Source organism: Collinsella sp. HCP3S3_E5, from assembly GCF_052067635.1.
In the GTDB taxonomy this organism is placed as follows: Bacteria; Actinomycetota; Coriobacteriia; order Coriobacteriales; family Coriobacteriaceae; genus Collinsella.
Genome location: NZ_JBQHQF010000007.1, coordinates 1 through 16679, shown reverse-complemented (window position 1 = coordinate 16679; position 16679 = coordinate 1). Strand labels below are relative to the sequence as shown.

General features: G+C 58.7%; 16 protein-coding genes. 5 read left to right on the top strand and 11 right to left on the bottom strand.

Features of this window, described 5'->3' with window-relative positions; genetic code table 11:
* The first annotated feature begins 223 nt into the window (after positions 1–223).
* From ACTM82_RS03390 to ACTM82_RS03380, 3 genes are all read left to right on the top strand, one after another.
* Positions 224–1180 carry an FHA domain-containing protein gene (locus tag ACTM82_RS03390; protein WP_441054375.1) on the top strand — a complete coding sequence of 319 codons (957 nt, stop codon included), beginning with the start codon at positions 224–226 and terminating at the stop codon, positions 1178–1180.
* A 144-nt stretch (positions 1181–1324) separates the two neighbouring features.
* Positions 1325–3334, top strand: coding sequence for a DUF6273 domain-containing protein (locus ACTM82_RS03385; RefSeq protein ID WP_441054377.1), 2010 nt, complete (start codon positions 1325–1327; stop codon positions 3332–3334).
* Between the two features lie 35 nt (positions 3335–3369).
* Positions 3370–4359, top strand: a complete 990-nt coding sequence (locus tag ACTM82_RS03380; protein ID WP_441054378.1) for an FHA domain-containing protein — start codon at positions 3370–3372, stop codon at positions 4357–4359.
* 212 nt (positions 4360–4571) lie between these two features.
* On the opposite strand, the gene ACTM82_RS03375 is transcribed toward ACTM82_RS03380, so the two are convergent.
* Positions 4572–6344 carry an InlB B-repeat-containing protein gene (locus ACTM82_RS03375; protein ID WP_441054380.1) on the bottom strand — a complete coding sequence of 591 codons (1773 nt, stop codon included), beginning with the start codon at positions 6342–6344 and terminating at the stop codon, positions 4572–4574.
* Between the two features lie 159 nt (positions 6345–6503).
* Positions 6504–6578, bottom strand: coding sequence for a hypothetical protein (locus ACTM82_RS03370; protein ID WP_154518561.1), 75 nt, complete (start codon positions 6576–6578; stop codon positions 6504–6506).
* Between the two features lie 326 nt (positions 6579–6904).
* Between ACTM82_RS03370 and ACTM82_RS03365 the strand changes: the two genes are divergently transcribed.
* Positions 6905–8047 carry an ATP-binding protein gene (locus ACTM82_RS03365; protein ID WP_441088512.1) on the top strand — a complete coding sequence of 381 codons (1143 nt, stop codon included), beginning with the start codon at positions 6905–6907 and terminating at the stop codon, positions 8045–8047.
* A gap of 80 nt (positions 8048–8127) precedes the next feature.
* On the opposite strand, the gene nth is transcribed toward ACTM82_RS03365, so the two are convergent.
* The 6 genes from nth to ACTM82_RS03335 all read right to left on the bottom strand — a co-directional run bounded on the left by nth (position 8128) and on the right by ACTM82_RS03335 (position 13827).
* Complete coding sequence (nth, locus tag ACTM82_RS03360) at positions 8128–8790, bottom strand: endonuclease III (RefSeq protein WP_441054382.1); 663 nt, start codon at positions 8788–8790, stop codon at positions 8128–8130.
* A 63-nt stretch (positions 8791–8853) separates the two neighbouring features.
* Entirely contained in the window at positions 8854–10656 is a 1803-nt protein-coding gene (locus ACTM82_RS03355) for an ABC transporter ATP-binding protein (RefSeq protein ID WP_441054384.1), read from the bottom strand.
* A 127-nt stretch (positions 10657–10783) separates the two neighbouring features.
* Entirely contained in the window at positions 10784–12139 is a 1356-nt protein-coding gene (locus ACTM82_RS03350) for a DNA recombination protein RmuC (protein ID WP_441054386.1), read from the bottom strand.
* A gap of 51 nt (positions 12140–12190) precedes the next feature.
* Entirely contained in the window at positions 12191–12754 is a 564-nt protein-coding gene (locus tag ACTM82_RS03345) for a hypothetical protein (RefSeq protein ID WP_441015564.1), read from the bottom strand.
* Positions 12751–13281: a DUF6036 family nucleotidyltransferase gene (locus ACTM82_RS03340; RefSeq protein WP_427728910.1), complete on the bottom strand. Its 531-nt coding sequence runs from the start codon at positions 13279–13281 to the stop codon at positions 12751–12753. The genes ACTM82_RS03345 and ACTM82_RS03340 overlap by 4 nt, the downstream gene beginning before the upstream one ends.
* A gap of 123 nt (positions 13282–13404) precedes the next feature.
* Positions 13405–13827, bottom strand: a complete 423-nt coding sequence (locus ACTM82_RS03335; protein ID WP_154518493.1) for a hypothetical protein — start codon at positions 13825–13827, stop codon at positions 13405–13407.
* A gap of 26 nt (positions 13828–13853) precedes the next feature.
* On the opposite strand from ACTM82_RS03335, the gene ACTM82_RS03330 reads away from it, so the two are divergent.
* Positions 13854–14039, top strand: a complete 186-nt coding sequence (locus tag ACTM82_RS03330) for a hypothetical protein (protein ID WP_441041724.1) — start codon at positions 13854–13856, stop codon at positions 14037–14039.
* Positions 14040–14278: 239 nt separating this feature from the next.
* Here the strand turns inward: ACTM82_RS03330 and rbr are convergent, their stop codons facing one another.
* The 3 genes from rbr to ACTM82_RS03315 all read right to left on the bottom strand — a co-directional run bounded on the left by rbr (position 14279) and on the right by ACTM82_RS03315 (position 16344).
* Positions 14279–14818: a rubrerythrin gene (gene rbr / locus ACTM82_RS03325; RefSeq protein WP_154518486.1), complete on the bottom strand. Its 540-nt coding sequence runs from the start codon at positions 14816–14818 to the stop codon at positions 14279–14281.
* Positions 14819–14931: 113 nt separating this feature from the next.
* Positions 14932–15837 carry an adenine glycosylase gene (locus ACTM82_RS03320; RefSeq protein ID WP_441055842.1) on the bottom strand — a complete coding sequence of 302 codons (906 nt, stop codon included), beginning with the start codon at positions 15835–15837 and terminating at the stop codon, positions 14932–14934.
* 21 nt (positions 15838–15858) lie between these two features.
* Entirely contained in the window at positions 15859–16344 is a 486-nt protein-coding gene (locus tag ACTM82_RS03315) for an RrF2 family transcriptional regulator (protein WP_154518481.1), read from the bottom strand.
* Positions 16345–16679 lie beyond the last annotated feature (335 nt).

Genomic DNA, 16679 nt, shown 5'->3' with positions numbered 1-16679 from the left:
TGACCAAAAGCCAAAGCGACATCATGCCAAATGTTGCCCACAACGGTCTTGCCAACGCGTTTCCCAGCTTATTAATCCGCTTTCCGCTTTTTAATTTGCTGTCTTCTGGCAGCAATTTACACCGTCCGCGCCCCCTGGCGAGCATTTCGAGCTGAAAAGCGCCTATAATTGAAGATACTTGCGTATACAATGTCACTTTTTGATGAGGGGGGGGTGAAAACAAATGGCCGACACTCCATCTTGTGCACTGTACGCCGGGCTCAAGTCACTCGGTCGCATCAACAACGGTAACGCCGCGCAAATTCTCATGGACGGCAACGCCCGTTACGGTGGACGCCTCATCTCCGAACGCTTGACGGTCCCGTCGTTTATCTCACGCGAAATCGTTCACGCCAAACCCGGTGACCTTCCCGAGTCGCTGTTTGCGCCCTTTGAACAAAGTGCGCGCCAGATACTCAACCTCATCATACAAAACCGAGGCTCCGACCCCCAATCGCTGAGCAAGGTCGCTAAACGCTATATGGAATCGTGCGCCCCAGACATGCAGGATGCCCTTACCAATTGCGGCGTCGACGGCATGCTCTTTAAAAACGGCGTCGAGCGCATCGAGACCACTGACGATAGCGACATTAAAAACCGCCTCTACATCCATCTGGTCTTTTTTATCGTTACCGGCTGCCTTGGCGACCCCGCCCGCGCCATCGAATACACCGAGTCCTTTGTGTCCGACCAGATGCTCTCGACACTCGGCACGGTCGAGACAACCGTCACCTCATTTTTCTCGACAACCGCGCGCCCCACGGGAGACATTCGCCTGGGGCTGCTGCGCGTCGTGGGCAACTCGGCACGACCGCCGTTGCGTCCCCTTACCACGGACCCGGTGGGCAGCATTATCGGGTCGCTGACGAGCGACGAGAACGCCATCACCGACGTCGATTCCGATGTCTCGCGTCAGCACCTGCGCATTTGGCTCCAAGACGGACGCTGGCTTGCGCAGGGCCTCGGCTCCACCAACGGATCGTTTTTGATCTCGGGCGTCGATCGCTGCCGACATGCTATCGAACCGCCTAGACGCGAGCGCCCCGCCAACTTTGCCAACACCCCCGTCGAGATTCACAACGGAGACACGCTTTGCTTGGGCGCCACGACGCGCTTCTTGGTCATTCGCATCACAGACTAGCCCGCCCACACATCTTCGACGCACAAGGTGCCGTTATTTGCATCAACCCATGCAAATAACGGCACCTTTTCGATTAAGGCAACGGTTGCGCTACCTTTTCACTAACATTATCGCCATGCACTTTTTTCTCGAAAGGATCGCCCCGTGACGTACGACACGGATATGAATATCATCGCGTTGTCCCCCTTTGAACCAAACGCCATGCTTGCGACCACCGAAGACCCCGATACTATTCGCCGCTTTACCACCCTGTTGGATTGCGGGGCAGTCGGCGGCGGTTCCCACCATCTTCGCAAGGTCGCCAACACCGAGGGCGAGACCTTTGCGCTCAAGACGCTGTGGCCCCTCAGCGGCTGTGATGAAGACGGCTCCGCCGTCAGCCCCTCGGACATCAAGACGCTTACCGAGGAGTATCGCAATCTTGCAGCCGTCTCACTGTTGGACGGCTTTCCCAAAACCTATGGCTACGGCTATACCGGCTCCGTACCGGTCATCGTTATGGAGTGGATTGAAGGCCTGCCCCTTCGCGATGCTGCGGCAGAGCTAACCGACCCCGCCGAGGGCGGCCACATTCCCGCAAACACCGTCGCCGCGATTGGAAAACGCCTGGGAGAGATTCTCCTGGGTGCCCAAAAGCTCGATGCGCCGTTTGTACACCGTGATATCTCCTTGCGCAATATCATCATTCGCACGACGTGCCGGTCCCTTGCCCAGCAGATTGCACACTGCAGTTTTGACCTTTGCCTGGTCGATCTGGGCAGCTCGAGCATCAAGCGCTCAGACCCCTCGTTTACCATGTCCACCGGCATCTGGCGCAACGGCACCCCCGAGTTCGCCCCACCCGAGATGCTCTCCAACGACATCCCCGAGCTGGCGCCGCTGCGTACGTCGCCCAGCATCGATACATACGAGCTCTGCAGCGTACTCTACACGCTCTATGCCGGCCACACGCCATATCGCCTAAACGAGCATATGGACCAGTCGCCCTACCTGTACAAGATCGAGCACGAGCACGAGCCGCTTGAGGCACGCGTACCAGGCGACCAAATGCTTGTCGATGTCATCATGAGCGGCATCCATAACGAGCAGTCCCAGCGCGCGCCGCTGTCTACGATTGTCGGCAAGCTCGATGCCTGGATTAAAGACATCGATTTTGAGCCGCGCACGCCGCTGCCCACCCCGATCGACATTAGCCAGCAACCGAAGCCTTCCTGCTCCGACAAGGCTCAGACGCGTCACCCAGTCATCTCGCGTCGCGCTGCGCTCGTGCTCGGCGGCGTCTGCGTTGCCGGCATAGCAGGCTCTGCCATTGCCACGGGATGCTGGGGGCTTATCGACCTGGCGCACGGCATCAAGCCGTCACTCGACGATTACACCTGGGAAGAACTCGCCCTGATCTCCCGCAAAATCCAAGAGACATCTTCCAGCAAAAAGGTGCTCGAGATTGCCGAAACCTACCACCTGGTAAACAGCAAGCAGTCGCTCGAAAACGAGAACACCAAGACCGTCAGGCTTTCCGACGGGACCAAGGCACAAATCCAGATCGTGGGCTTTAAGGCAGACACACTCACCGATGACGGCCTTCCCGCTGGCATCACCTTTATGTTCCGTACCCCCATCGCCATGCGCGCCGTAAACGACAGCGCCGCGACGGGCGGTTGGGAGCAATCGTCGCTTCGTGAATGGTTGGCGGACAAGGGCATGGCTACGCTGCCCGACGATCTCCGCAATCAGATTCGCTCGGTGCGAAAGCTCACCAACAACACCGGCGGCACCAAAGACGCCTCCAGCATCACCGCCACCGATGACAAGCTGTGGCTGCCGTCCATGAGCGAGCTGTGCGGCTACCAGGCGCCCGAAACGTTCGCAGAAGGCTACGAGTACCTTTCTACCCTCTACAGCGGAGAAGGCGAGCAGTACCAGCTCTATCGCGAGCAGAGCGTAAGCGGTCTGACCACCAACGACGCCATGATCCGCACCGTCGCCGGCAAAAAGATCTACTACTGGGAGCGCACCCCCAGCGCCGACTGCAGCGAGGGCGCCAACTCGACGTACTTTAACCGCGTTGGAAGAGACGGCGACGTGTTTAGCTGGGCAACGCCCGGAAACAAACCAGACCAAAAGACCTATGTCCTACCCGGCTTTTGCATCTAATACCTTCACCGGATACCAGAAAGGAGCCTCGCATCATGCGCGCGGAAACACCTTCCGAGGTGCTCTTTGATTTCCTTAAGTGCGACCTGCAGATCAATAATCGAGAAGCGGCGCGCATCTTGGTTTCGGACAAGCCGATGGACGCCAAACCGGCCCCAAGGTTTCGCATTGCCGAAAAGACGTTTCTATCGCGACGCGTGGTGCACGTCGTTCCGGGTACCGACAAGATCGACCCCGAGATGTTTGCCGATTTTTCGCAGAGCGTCCAGAACTTGGCTGCCGCTGCAAAAATCGCCAGCGGCAGCAGTCCAGCGGCCGCCAACGCTCGCCAGCAAGCCATTACGACGCGTGCCCTCGAGCGCATGGCGACGTCGCTCGAACACTGGGGGCTCGATGGTTCCATCCTGCGCAATATCTTTGACCGCATCGCCGTCATGCCGGGCCTCAAGCAAAGCGACCGGCGCCTTTTGGAGCTTCTTGCGCTAACGGTCTGCGGATGCTTGGCCGATCCCAACGCCGCCGCCTCCGAGGTCAAAGACTTTGCCATAACGCAACTGGCCCAGACCTTTGGCACGCTCGAGACCGCCGAGGTCGTCCAGGCACAAGGCACTAACCGCAAGGTCAACGAGCCTCCTGCAAAACTGGGGCTGCTCAGGCTTGCGAAAGACGGCTCGGCCTTGCCGCCAATCTATCCTTTGAGCCTCGAGCCCGAGGGTACGGTACTTGGCTCTTTTGCACACGACCAAAACGCCATCACCAACGTAGGACCCGATGTATCCCGCCGGCACCTGCGTGTAGCATTTTCTAACGGCACGTGGCTCGCGAGCGGCCTTCACTCCACCAACGGAACGGTGCTGGTGACACGCAACGGCACGACCACCGTTATCGAAAAGCCACGCTCGCTGCGCACCGCCGATGACGAGGACAGTCAGATTCCTATCCACGACGGCGACCTGCTCAAGCTGGGTTCCTCGACCGAGTTTTTGGTGCTGAAGATCTCCTCAAACGTACGCGCGCTGGCCTAGGGCCGAGCACATACAATAAGAATCAACTCAAAGGAGCGCCGCTGCACGCATCGCAGCGGCGCTCCTTTATATGACGCGGACATCTAAATACGGATGCAGGAGCCGACAAAACTCAGCAAGATAACTAAAACATAAAAGCCGCGTGGGGGTCGGGTCCCCACGCGACTATCAGGTTTGGGCTAATTAAGCCCGGAGGTAAACGCTAGCAGAGATTAGTGCTCGCGACGCTTGGTCATGTACATGCCCACGGCGGCAGCCACGGCGCCGGCAAGGGAAGCAGCTGAGGTCACTACAAAGATCGGGTCGCCAGTGGTAGGGAGGGCGGCGGCGTCCTTCTTCTCGGCCTTAGCCTCGTCCTTCTTGTCAGCAGCAACCTGCTTCTTAGAATCCTCGGCCTTGCCGTTCTCGACGGTCTCCTTCTTAGCGTTAAACATAGCGTAGATGGTGAGGTCGCCGGTCACAGGCTGATCGAAGTCATACTGAGCCATCTCGGACTTAGAAGTCGACCAACCGACGAACTCGTAGCCAGCAACAGCCTCGGGGTCGGCGGGCTTGGAAAGCTTCTCGCCATCCTTGACCTTGACCGTGCTAACCTTACCATTCTCATAGATCGTAACGGTGTGCTCGTTCTCGGTCGGCTCGGGAGTGGGCTCGGCATTCTTCTGCCAAACAGCCTGCAGGCACACATCAGCGTCGGGCATAGCAGTCTTGGAGAAGTCAATGATATGGTCATCGGTGTCGCCGGTGAACTTGTAGCCGACGAAGGTGTAGCCGTCCTTGGCAGCGGGCTTGACCTGATCCCAGTTGAACTGGCCGGCCCGGATCTCACCATGGCCGATGGGCTCGTAGCCCTCGTCGTAATAGGTCACCGTGTGGACGGCAGCCTCGGCGTCCTTCCAGACAGCCTGAACATTCCAGTCAGCCTTAAGCTCGGTGCCAGCGGGGATGATCTCGCTGTCATCAGCGCCAACGAACTTCCAACCGACGAAGACCTTGCCGTCCTTGGCGGCGGGAGTCTGGTTCATCCAAGTCGTGGAGCCGGCGAAATCAACCAGCTGGATAATGGGATCGTAGCCCTCGTCATAGAAGTTGACGGTGTGGGTCTCCTTGGCAGCGTCCTTCCAGACGGCCTGAAGAGAAACGTCGGCCAGGATGGGGGTAGTCGCGAAGTCGATGATTTGGTCGTCGGAAGCACCCGTGTACTTCCAGCCGACGAAGACCTTGCCGTCCTTGGGAGCGGGCGTGATGGCATCCCAATTGAAGGAGCCGACCTGATAGGTGGCGTTGCCGATCGGCTGGTCGCCCTCGTCGTAGAAGGTCACGGTAGCGTACTCGACCGGGGCGTCGGCCCAGACGGCCTGCAGGTTGACGCTCTCATCCGTGTAGTTAAGAGGCTGGCCAGGCTTGATGATCTCGCTATCGTCGGCACCCGTGTACTTCCAACCGACGAAGACCTTGCCAGGCTTGTCCATCGGCTTCTGGTTCATCCAAGTAGTGGAGCCCTCGAAGTCGACGACGCGGATGATGGGATCGTAGCCCTCGTCGAAGTACTGGACGAGGACGGTGCGCTTCTCCGTGGAGGGCTTGCTGTCGTTCTTCTTCCACAGGGCGTCGAGGTGCCAGTCGCCTTGGAGCGGGTTCTCGTTAGCAACGATCTTGTCCTTAGAGCCAGTGAAGGCCCAGCCGACGAAGGTGTAGCCCTCCTTCACCGGGGTGTAGTTGAGGTAGTCACAGCTACCCTCGTCGTACTCCTTGGTGGTAAGAACCTTGTAGCCATCGTAGTAGGTGACCGTGTACTTCTTAACAGCCGGGGTCTCCTGCTTCTTAACATCGTAAACATTGAGCACGCACCAGTCATTAGCCTCGGTTGCGCTCTTGGCAGCAGGCTGCTGGACCTGTGCAGCAATAGCGGTTACCGGCGTAGAGCCAAGCACCATACTCAAGCTCAGACCGGCTGTGATAGCAGCGTTAAGCTTCCTATTCATGTGGTCGTCCTTTCCCGACTTGCTTCTCCGCGACCACTTCGCGAAAGAAGACATTTGAATTGCATGGTTAATTCAAGCCGAGAAAAAACTCAAAAGGTTGCGCAACCAAGCTATATCTAAGGTTTGAGACTTTTTTGCAAAAAAGTTTGCAAAAAGCTATTACACCATCCGTACGCTGGGGCAAAGATCTGCCAGTGGGCACTCGTCGCACTTGGGTTTGCGGGCGTCGCGCAAACTGCACGGCGGCCATCAGCACCCGGTCCACTCACCCAAAACGCGCATGCCCGAACGCCCTCGGCACAAAACAGCCCGATCGAGCAGCATCAATTATCAGCTTTCACCTGCGTTACTTTGTAATTATGGCAATTCCTACTTTATAGTTGTGGTAACTTCTAATTAGTAATTATGGTTGTTTTGCCTTGACAATCTGACAAATCCCAAAGACCTGCCACGAAACCCGCCGGATGCTGACAAACTCGGCACGAGGCTTTCGGACCAAAAGCCTGCCTACGGGCATGCGATGCAAGACACGAAGGGCGTTAAAAATGATTGAGCGAAGCATGGCCCAAAAGCTACGCGACATGTCAGAATGGTTCCCCGTCGTCTCGCTTACGGGGCCACGCCAAAGCGGCAAGTCAACTCTCATCAAGGCCGTCTTTCCTGAATATGAATATCTCAACCTCGAGAACCCGGAAGTCCGTCGCGCCGCACTCGATGACCCCGTCGGCTTTATCAGCAGGCGCCCCGATCATCTGATCATCGACGAGGCCCAATATGCACCGGAGCTGTTCAGCATGATTCAGGTCGCCTCCGACGAGCGCGGAAGAGCCGGCCAGTATGTATTGTCCGGCTCGCAAAACTTTTTGCTCATGCACAACATCCAGCAATCGCTTGCCGGGCGCGTCGGCATGCTCAAACTCCTACCTCTCTCCTACCAGGAGCTCAGCGATACGCAAATCTCGCTTGACACCTACCTGATTCGCGGGGGATACCCGCGCATATATGATGCGGGCATCCCCACCGATATGTTCTACCAAAATTACCTTATGACCTATGTGGAACGCGATGCGGGCGGTCTTCTCGACGTGCGCAACCTGAGCTCCTTTAGAAAAATGATCGGGCTGTGCGCGGCTTGCGTGGGAGGGCTGCTCAACCTATCAAGACTCGCCGCTGATGTGGGAGTCGCCACGGCGACGATCAGCTCGTGGCTTTCGATCCTGCAATCAAGCTATTTGGTGTTCCTGCTTCAGCCATATGCTGGAAACATGCGCAAGCGGCTTACCAAAGCGCCAAAACTGTACTTCTACGACACGGGACTACTTTGCCATCTGCTTGGCATTCACGACGAGCGCAGTCTCATGAACCACCCCCTAAGCGGGGAAATATTCGAAAACCTCGTTGTCTCGGAACGCCAGAAGGCATATCTCAACAGAGGCATCGAGCCCACGCTTGTCTTTTATCGCGACGACAGCAAACGAGAGATCGACCTTATCGATCTAACAGAGCCGGCTCGCCCGCAGGCGTTCGAAATCAAATCGGGCGCTACCTATCGCGACACATTCGCTCGACACCTACGCTCTGTTGGTTCCGAACTGGGCATTCCCGCAAAGGACCGAGCCGTCGTATATCACGGCTCCGAGCGCTACGATACCGAGGGCGCATCGGTTGTGCCGGCAGAAGAGTTCTTGCTTCGGGAGTCGTAGCGAGCGCCGTGGTCACCGGCCGCGCCTCGATTTGTGCCACCCGGAGATACGCGAGAGCGGCGACACCCTGCCCTTGCAACCTAGTCCATCCGTACGCTGGGGCAAAGATCTGCCAGCGGGCACTCGTCGCACTTAGGTTTGCGGGCGTCGCAGATCTCGCGGCCAAAGGTGATCCACTGGTGGTTGACCGACTCCCAATACTCGTGCGGCAAGATCTTGAGCAGATCCTGCTCGGTCTTGAGCGGCTCTTTGGCGTGCGTCTTGGGACTCAGCATCAGGCGGTGCGCGATGCGGTTGACGTGCGTATCGACCGCGATGCCCTCGACAATGCCAAACCCCACGTTGAGCACGATGTTCGCCGTTTTGCGTCCCACGCCCGGCAGCTTGACAAGCTCCTTCATGTCGGCCGGCACCTCGCCGCCGTAATCGGCGACAATCATCTGTGCGGCCTCCACGGCGTGCTTGGCCTTGCTCTTATAGAAGCCGAGCGACTTAATGGTATCTGCCACATCGGCAACGCTCGCCCCCGCCATGGCCTCGGGCGTGGGCCACTGGGCAAACAGCTTCGGCGTCACCTTGTTGACCTGCGCGTCGGTCGTCTGCGCCGAGAGCAACACCGCTATGAGCAGCCTATAGGGATTCTCGTGGTCCAGAAAACACTCAACCGGGCCATAGCGACGGTTAAGGCGCTCGCACACCTCAACGGCGCGCTCGCGCTTGGCGGCATTGGTCTCGCGTGGCATAACGACTCCTCGGATCAGCGGCATAACTTACCTATGGGCACGATTGTCCCACGTATGGGGTCTTTACGCCTCCAAAAATGCGCCGGTCTGGCGGCCCCACAAGCTTGCGTACTCGCCGCCTGCCTCGACAAGCTGCGCATGCGTACCGTCCTCGACAATCTCGCCGTCCGCCAGCACCACGATGCGGTCGAGCGCCGCCACGGTGGACAGGCGATGTGCCACCACAATGGAGGTACGGCCACGCATCAGGTTCTCAAGCGCCTCCTGCACCAACGCCTCGGACTCACTGTCCAGGGCAGAGGTCGCCTCGTCGAGCACCAGAATCGGCGCGTCGGTGAGGATGGCACGGGCGATGGCCACGCGCTGGCGTTGGCCGCCCGAAAGCTTAACGCCGCGCTCGCCCACCATGGTGTCAAAGCCCCGGGGCAGGCGGTCGATAAACTCCAGGGCATTGGCCAAGCGGGCCGCCTCGCGGATCTGTTCGTCGGTGGCGTCGGGGCGGCCGTAGGCGATGTTCTCGCGAATGGAGCGGTGAAACAGCAGCGCCTCCTGCGGCACGTAGGCAACCTGGCGGCGCAGGCTCTGCTGCGTGCAGCGCGAGACATCCTGACCGTCCACGAGTACGCGACCGCCCTGTACGTCGTCCAGGCGCAGCAGCAACTTGGTGAGCGTCGTCTTGCCCGAGCCCGATTTGCCCACCAAGCCCACGCGCTGGCCCGCCGCCACATGGAGCGTCAGGTCGTCGAACACGCTCTCGCCCGCCGCGGCGTCGCGGTATGCAAAGCTCAGGTGCTCAAAATCAATCGCGCCATCGCCCACCTTGAGCTCGGGAGCGTTCTCGTCGTCTGCCACCAGACGCGGCTCGTCCAGCACGCGCGTCATCTCGGCCGCATCGCCCAGCGCTCGGTTAATGCGCTGCATCATGGAGCTTACGTAGTTCAGACGCATGGTGAGGTTGTACGTATAGGTAAAGATCATGACGAGCGAGCCGGCCGAGATGCCAAACCACGCGTTGCCGCCCGCCACAAACACACTCACCACAGCCATGGTGATGACGATAAGGCCCGAGGTCGTAAAGTTGCGTTGCATCATGGCGTGCATCGAAACCGTCTCGGCGTCGCGCGCGGCGCGGTCGGCGCTATCGAACAGGTCGCGCTCAAAGTCTTCGCGCCCGCAGGTCTTGACGGCCAGGATGTTCGTGACCGCGTCGGAAAGCACGCCCGACAGCTTGTTCTGCGCGGCGGACGTCGCGGCCGAAAGCGGCATGATGCGCTTATACATGAGCCAGACAAACGCGATGTAGACGACCATAATGCCCACCAGGATCACGGTAAACGTCGGCACCACCGGAGCGAGCGCCGCCACCGTGCAGACAACCGAGGTGACAGTGGGAATGAGCGAATACACCGTCACGTCCACCAGCCCCGTGTAGCCGCTCATAAAACGGCTCGTCTGGCTCACAAGCGATCCACCAAAACGGCTGGTGTGGAATGTCATGGATTGATTGGAGAGCGTGTCGAAGCACAGGCGCGCCAAGTGATAGTTGCCCGCAATCTCGAGCTTGTAGACGGTGTAGTCCTGCAGCTTGGAGAGGATTTGGCCCACTAGGTTAACGAGCACAAGCGCCAGAATGTAGGGGCCAAAGACCTCAAACACCCGGTCGCCCGCCACGGGGCCGGCCTGGACGCGGTCGACGATAAGCGCCATCACGTAGGTGTTGGCAAACGTGAGCAAAAAGATGTAGCCCGCCGACGAGAGCACCGAGAGAAAGACGATCAGCGGCTGCGTGCGCGTGACGTCCCAAAAACGCTGTAGCGTGCGGCGCACGGTTGAGCGTTTGAGCGGACTGGTGCTTCTCTGTGACATGGGCTTCCTTTCACATCTGGCGGGGCTAAACGTCATTGTTGCATACTAAAGCGCACTTCAGGCAAGCACGATGCGAAAAGCAGCGGGGTGCCCGCGTTTGCGCCGGCGCCCCACCGTCTTGTTGTAATTATTCCTCGTCTTCTTGGTCTGTGAGAAGGCCCGCGGGCGTGAGTCCCAAGATCTCATCAGCTTGGTCGGCGTCTTCCAGCGCGTCGATGTCCTTGAGCTTGCGCTCCATGACGTTGGTGCGCGTGGTGATGATGCCCTCGACCGTCTTTCCCGCGGTCTCGATTTGCTGCTGGGCGCGGCGCAGCGCCGCCTGATAGCGCGGCAGCTCGGCCTTGACGGCAGAAAGCACGCGCAGCACGTCATCGGTGCGTTTTTGCAGCCTAAACGTTTGGTAGCTCATCTGCAGGCTGTTGAGGATAGCCGCCATGGTGCTAGGGCCGGCAACGTTGACGTGATAGTCGCGGCCCAGGGTCTCGATAAGTCCCGGACGACTGACAACCTCGGCATACAGCCCCTCAAACGGCACGAACATAATGCCAAAGTTGGTCGTTGCCGGCACACTCAGGTACTTTTCGCAGATGTCCTTGGCCTCGCGCTTGACCATGGCGTCGAGCGTCTTACGCGCAGCGGCGACGGCCTCAGCGTCACCCGACTCCTGGGCGTCGAGCAGATGCTCATATGCGTCACCCGGGAATTTGGAGTCGATCGGCAGCAGCACGGGATCGTCCTCGTCTACCGGCAGCTTGACGGCAAACTCAACGCGCTCCGAGGCGCCGGGCTTGGTGGCGACGTTTTCCAGATACTGGTCGGGTGTAAGGATGTCCGCCAGGATTGCACCCAGCTGCACCTCGCCCAAAATGCCACGCGCCTTTACGTTGCCCAGCACGCGCTTAAGGTCGCCCACGCCGGTGGCGATGGACTGCATGTCGCCCAGGCCCTTGTACACGGCCTCGAGCTGGTCGCTCACCTGCTTAAACGATGCCGACAGGCGATCGTTGAGCGTGCGGGAGAGCTTCTCGTCCACCGTCGCGCGCATCTGATCGAGTTGCACGTTGTTGTCTTTGCGGATAGCACCCAGCTGGGCATCGACCGCCTCGCGCACCTTGTCCAGGCGGTGCTCGATGCCCTCGCGGTTGGCACCGAGTTGTTGGGCCGTCTCGCGGCGCAGGTCATCCATCCGGTCACCAGCTTGCGAAAACTCGCGTGCGATGTTCAGGTAACGTTGCTGCTCCACGGCCGCATCTGTCGTCTGCTGCTGCGCGATGGCATTGGCCGTGCGGCGGGTTTCGGCCAGCGCAACGTTCAGGGCATCGAGCGCGTTGTTGGCCTGCTCGAGTGCCGCCAGCGCCTCCGCACCGCCATCGCCGCGCTCTCGCAGCTCGGCGCGAAGGCCCTTGAGCTGCAGGGCGCAAGCCACAGCCACTCCTACCGCTACCAAGGCGATCACGACCAGCACAATATCAACAGCAGACATAGACTCCGCCCAACAAACCCAATCGATCATCAATCAAAACCGCGATCAATCTTACCCCGCCACACGCACCGGGCGCCCGGCCCCTTCTTGGGCGCCCCTCTCCTCCGCATATTCCATAATGCGGCGCGCCGTCTCCCTGCTCACCTTTGAGTCATCGCCGGCTAAGTATGCGTACACGTTTCCCTTATTCAGATTCAAATCGCGGCAGAGACCGTAGCGCGTTACGCCCGATTCCCCTAGCGCTCCCAACGTTCTTTTTCGCATCAGAGCGTTGATCCTTCTGTCCGCCACTGGCTTTTCCTTCACCGCTCTATACGCACGCCAAACGTTGGCATAACGATTAGGGAGTTTGTCCTCGGTGCATAGAGATGCCAGGCTACCCGCTTGGGCGTACAAGGACAAAACGCCTCGGTAACCCTCTTCCATCCACGAACCCTCGGATAAGCCCAGAACGTATTCGGCTTTACCCTGCGCCAAAGCGAGCAAAAACAGGGGCTCCGCCACGCGCGGCGCAACCGTCGTCGCCTGCTTAACCAGTTTTCTAAAACTGAGCGACTGCTGTCCGGATAGCTCTCGGCAATAGCCTTTTAAGAATCCCTCAAAGGTCAGATTCAACCGAGCACCTCCTTTTTGTATTGCCTGTATGCGCAGACCATCTCTTGATAACTCCGCTCCGAAGGCGACGACGCCAGCGCCTCGCCCTCGTCGAATATAAGCCGTTCGAGCAGCCCCCAATCAAGTCGGTCGACGAATGCCTGGCTATGAAGATCGACGATGTCGTTCGGACGGTAAGCATAGAGCTTCATTACCGCTAGGTCTTCCAAGGATGGCGTAAAGTACCTGATAAAACGCGCCCCAATATCCAAGGGAATCAAACGATCTTCGTAATTGAATGGCATCTGATTACAATATGCCGCCGCCATACCATTCACCTCGGAATATCGAGCTATGATCTCGCGGAGGCACCTGTCTGCCTCAAACACATCAATGTCATGTGTAACCGACCGATTCGTCACATCGTTAAGCATGAAGGCGCTCCCTCCCACCAATACAACGCTCGGTCTATCGTCTCTTGGACCTATTTCCAGCTCCGCCTCTTCGTCAATACCCAAAAGAGTCTGCTCTAAATCCTGCTTATGCATAGCAAATCCTATTATTAATTATCATCAATAATACTATTCAGTCGCACGACAGGACCCACAGGATGCAAGAATTCTACTCGTGGCGATAATCCCTGCACCCTAGAAGTCCTAATGTGACAAACGCTAACTCTCCCAGCCGGCGCGGATGGTTGTTACGACATCGCCCAGGCGCTGGCCGAGAGCTGTCAAATGTTGGAGCACTTCGCTGGGCGAGGCGCCGTTGAGAATGCACGTGAGGGCATATGAGGCCAAGAAGATTGCCGCGAGTCCCAACGGGATCAACACGATCATCGCCAGCGTACGCAGGCGCTGGGCCCAGCGACGGCGACGCGCACGACGCTTGTCGAACGCAAGCTCCTGCGCATATGAATCTTGCTGTACGGAATAGGCTCCTGGGTCCACCTCACCCGCAGACGATACCGCGGGCGCGGCGTTTTGCGCAGGAGGCTGGACGGCTGCCCCTTGCATTTGCATCTCCATAAGCCGCTGCTGTTGGCGCAGCATGCGCTCGGCTTGTTGCTGCGGGGTCTCAAGAAACAGATCCATGTTGGCCTCCTCAATAGGAGCATTCGATGCTTGCGCCCAGCATCCCGCACCATCGCGGCCGCGGCAACGAAATCCGCGGCAATAGCCGCAAAGATTCTTTTGTCAGAAAACTGTCGAAAAGTTCAACAACTCCCCTACCAGCACTTTCTTTGAGCTTTTTTCGCCAGCAATCTTTTGCCCTCTTGCCCTTGCGCCATCCGACCAAAACCTAACCAAAAGCTTGACGGAAATTGTGAAGACAGGGACCCCACACAAAAACGTGCCGCCCCAAAAGGGGCGGCACGCAAACTTCTAATCAGCTTTTCTGTAGCGAGCACGCAACGACCCAACGCCGGGGCGCGGGGAGGGAGGCCGGATTGCCTTCCCTCAACGCGACCCTGCGAAGCCGTGAGCGGGGAGGGAAGGCAATCCGGCCTCCCGCCCTGCGCTCCGCAGCAGCCAGCGCCACGCGCTAGTAGTTCACCACCTGCTCCTCAAAGTACGCCTTGGGATGGTTGCAAACCGGGCACACCTCGGGCGCCTTGGCACCAACATGCAGGTGCCCGCAGTTCAGGCACTTCCACACCTTTACGCCCTCGCGCTCAAACACCTCGCCCGATTCAATGCGCTCGACGAGCTTGTTATAGCGCTCCTCGTGAGCCTTCTCGACAGCGCCAACGCCACGGAACTTCGCGGCGATCTCGGCAAAACCCTCCTCTTCGGCGGTCTTGGCGAACTCGTCATACATCGTGGTCCACTCGTAGTTCTCGCCCGCGGCGGCATCGCGCAGGTTGTCCAGCGTATCCGGAACAGCACCGTCGTGCAGGTACTTAAACCACAGCTTGGCATGCTCGGACTCGTTGCCCGCCGTCTCTGCAAAGATATTCGAAATCTGAACGTAGCCGTCCTTTTTGGCCTTGGATGCATAGTAACGATACTTGGTGTGCGCCTGGGACTCACCGGCAAAAGCGGTCTCGAGGTTCTTCTTGGTTTGAGAATTCTCAAAATCCATAGGTGTACTTCCCTTCAATACGCGCCGCCCATAGACTTTGAGCGGCATTGCCTTTAGGATACCCTCATGCCGAGAGTCTAAACCTTACTATCCTGTTCTGCAAATTCGCGTCATCACACACTCAGCCAGCGCTCGCCTTCGGCACGACAAAAGCCTTCGCGCTCCAGGTCGGCAAGAATGCCCGCAATAAAATCGCAACCAACCGGTTCGCGACCCGCTGCGGCCTCCATCTTGTTAACGCCTGCAACAGCTTCAACAAGCGTTATGCCCGCCGGCTGTCCGTCGCGAGCTGCAAGCAGCATGCGCACGATATGGGCACGCTTTTGCCGACGCGAGCCCTCAAATTTGGACTGGCGGCTATAACCCGCCGAGCGCCTAGACGGATTGGGCAGCGTCTTTTTGAGATACGCGCCGTAATCCAGCAGCGCGTAATACCACGCGCGCGGCGTATCGGCATCGTCGAGCGGCACGGCAAAGGGAGCGACCTCATCCGCCGCCGCACCGGGCGCCGCCGGGCAGGCCGCCTGGATCAACGGCACCAGCTCGCGATCGGGAACAGACGGAACGTCAGGAAAAAAGTAATGCAGAAAGACCGTGCGCACATTGGTCTCCAGGTACACTCCCGGAAGATCAAACGCAAACGACCGAATGCCCTGCGCCGTTGCGGGCCCAATACCGGGCAGCGCGACCAGGTCGCGTGTATCACGCGGAAACTCCCCATCCCAGTCCTCCACGAGTCGCTGCGCAGCCTTATGGAGCGCCAAAGCACGGCGGTTGTAGCCCATGCCCTGCCAAGCGTCCAAAACATCAGAAGGAGCGGCCTGGGCGAGAGAATGCACGGTCGGAAAGCGGTCGAGCCATGCCGGCATGCGCATCTCTACGCGTGGAACCTGCGTCTGCTGCAGCATGACCTCGGAAAGCCAGATGATGTACGGGTCGCGTGTGCGGCGCCACGGAAGGTCGCGATAACGCAGAACCCCTTCCGAACGAATCATCGAACGAAAGGGGTCCTGAATCATAGCTATGCTCCTTATGCGGCGCTACTCCTCCCGGCAAGCACACGCGCAAACGGCATACTCGGGAAAGGCGTCGCGGTCGGCGAACTTGGGATCGACGGCGGGGAACTGGCGGCGAGCGACGACATCGTCCAGCGAAACGGAATCGAGGTAGTCACGCATCAGCGCCTGGGCCCCAGCCCACAGGGGATGATAGCAGCACGTGCCCCTGCGTGCACAGTCGCCATCGAGTGCCGTGCAATCATTCATAACCATAGGGCCCTGAACGGCCTCGACGACCTGACGGATAGTGACCTCGCTCGGGTTGACCTTAAGACGCATACCGCCGTGGACGCCACGCAGGCTCTCCACAATACCGGCCTGAACCAAACCGTGTTGGATCGAGCGGGCAAACGAATACGGAACATTGACCTCTTCGGCAGCAGTGCGAACAGAAAGCAACCGCTCCGGCTCCTCGGCAAGCATCGCAAGCATGCGGAGGGCATAATCAGTCTTCCTCGATATGTCCATGTTTCCCCTTTCAAGGAATACGAACAGCTCGAACGGGCTCCGGGGCCGAGCTTACGTCGAGACGCTAAATAACCGCCGGGACAACCAAATAGTGAATTAGATGTCCGCTGAAGGTCGAATCCAAAGCAAATTGCATCAGATTGGGCCTGCAGTGGAATTTAGTATAACCTAACCCCCTGTTTCATTGAACGAGTGTTGCGCAACAAACCCCCCTTGTTTAAACCCCTTGATTATCAACTTTATCCGAACACCTCCCACATTCATCCGTACATGTGCGGATGAATGTGGGAACCCGATACCCTGAGGGCCGGATCGGCCGGCCCCGGGAGATCGGA

What these genes read in the sequence shown, in the direction of transcription:
- ACTM82_RS03365 (WP_441088512.1), top strand. Translation starts at nt 6,905, where the DNA reads ATGGCCCAAAAGCTACGCGACATGTCAGAATGGTTCCCCGTCGTCTCG.
- ACTM82_RS03330 (WP_441041724.1), top strand. Translation starts at nt 13,854, where the DNA reads ATGCTTGCGCCCAGCATCCCGCACCATCGCGGCCGCGGCAACGAAATC.
- ACTM82_RS03350 (WP_441054386.1), bottom strand. Translation starts at nt 12,139, where the DNA reads ATGTCTGCTGTTGATATTGTGCTGGTCGTGATCGCCTTGGTAGCGGTA.
- ACTM82_RS03335 (WP_154518493.1), bottom strand. Translation starts at nt 13,827, where the DNA reads ATGGATCTGTTTCTTGAGACCCCGCAGCAACAAGCCGAGCGCATGCTG.
- ACTM82_RS03340 (WP_427728910.1), bottom strand. Translation starts at nt 13,281, where the DNA reads ATGCATAAGCAGGATTTAGAGCAGACTCTTTTGGGTATTGACGAAGAG.
- ACTM82_RS03315 (WP_154518481.1), bottom strand. Translation starts at nt 16,344, where the DNA reads ATGGACATATCGAGGAAGACTGATTATGCCCTCCGCATGCTTGCGATG.
- ACTM82_RS03375 (WP_441054380.1), bottom strand. Translation starts at nt 6,344, where the DNA reads ATGAATAGGAAGCTTAACGCTGCTATCACAGCCGGTCTGAGCTTGAGT.
- ACTM82_RS03380 (WP_441054378.1), top strand. Translation starts at nt 3,370, where the DNA reads ATGCGCGCGGAAACACCTTCCGAGGTGCTCTTTGATTTCCTTAAGTGC.
- nth (WP_441054382.1), bottom strand. Translation starts at nt 8,790, where the DNA reads ATGCCACGCGAGACCAATGCCGCCAAGCGCGAGCGCGCCGTTGAGGTG.
- ACTM82_RS03320 (WP_441055842.1), bottom strand. Translation starts at nt 15,837, where the DNA reads ATGATTCAGGACCCCTTTCGTTCGATGATTCGTTCGGAAGGGGTTCTG.
- ACTM82_RS03355 (WP_441054384.1), bottom strand. Translation starts at nt 10,656, where the DNA reads ATGTCACAGAGAAGCACCAGTCCGCTCAAACGCTCAACCGTGCGCCGC.
- ACTM82_RS03390 (WP_441054375.1), top strand. Translation starts at nt 224, where the DNA reads ATGGCCGACACTCCATCTTGTGCACTGTACGCCGGGCTCAAGTCACTC.
- rbr (WP_154518486.1), bottom strand. Translation starts at nt 14,818, where the DNA reads ATGGATTTTGAGAATTCTCAAACCAAGAAGAACCTCGAGACCGCTTTT.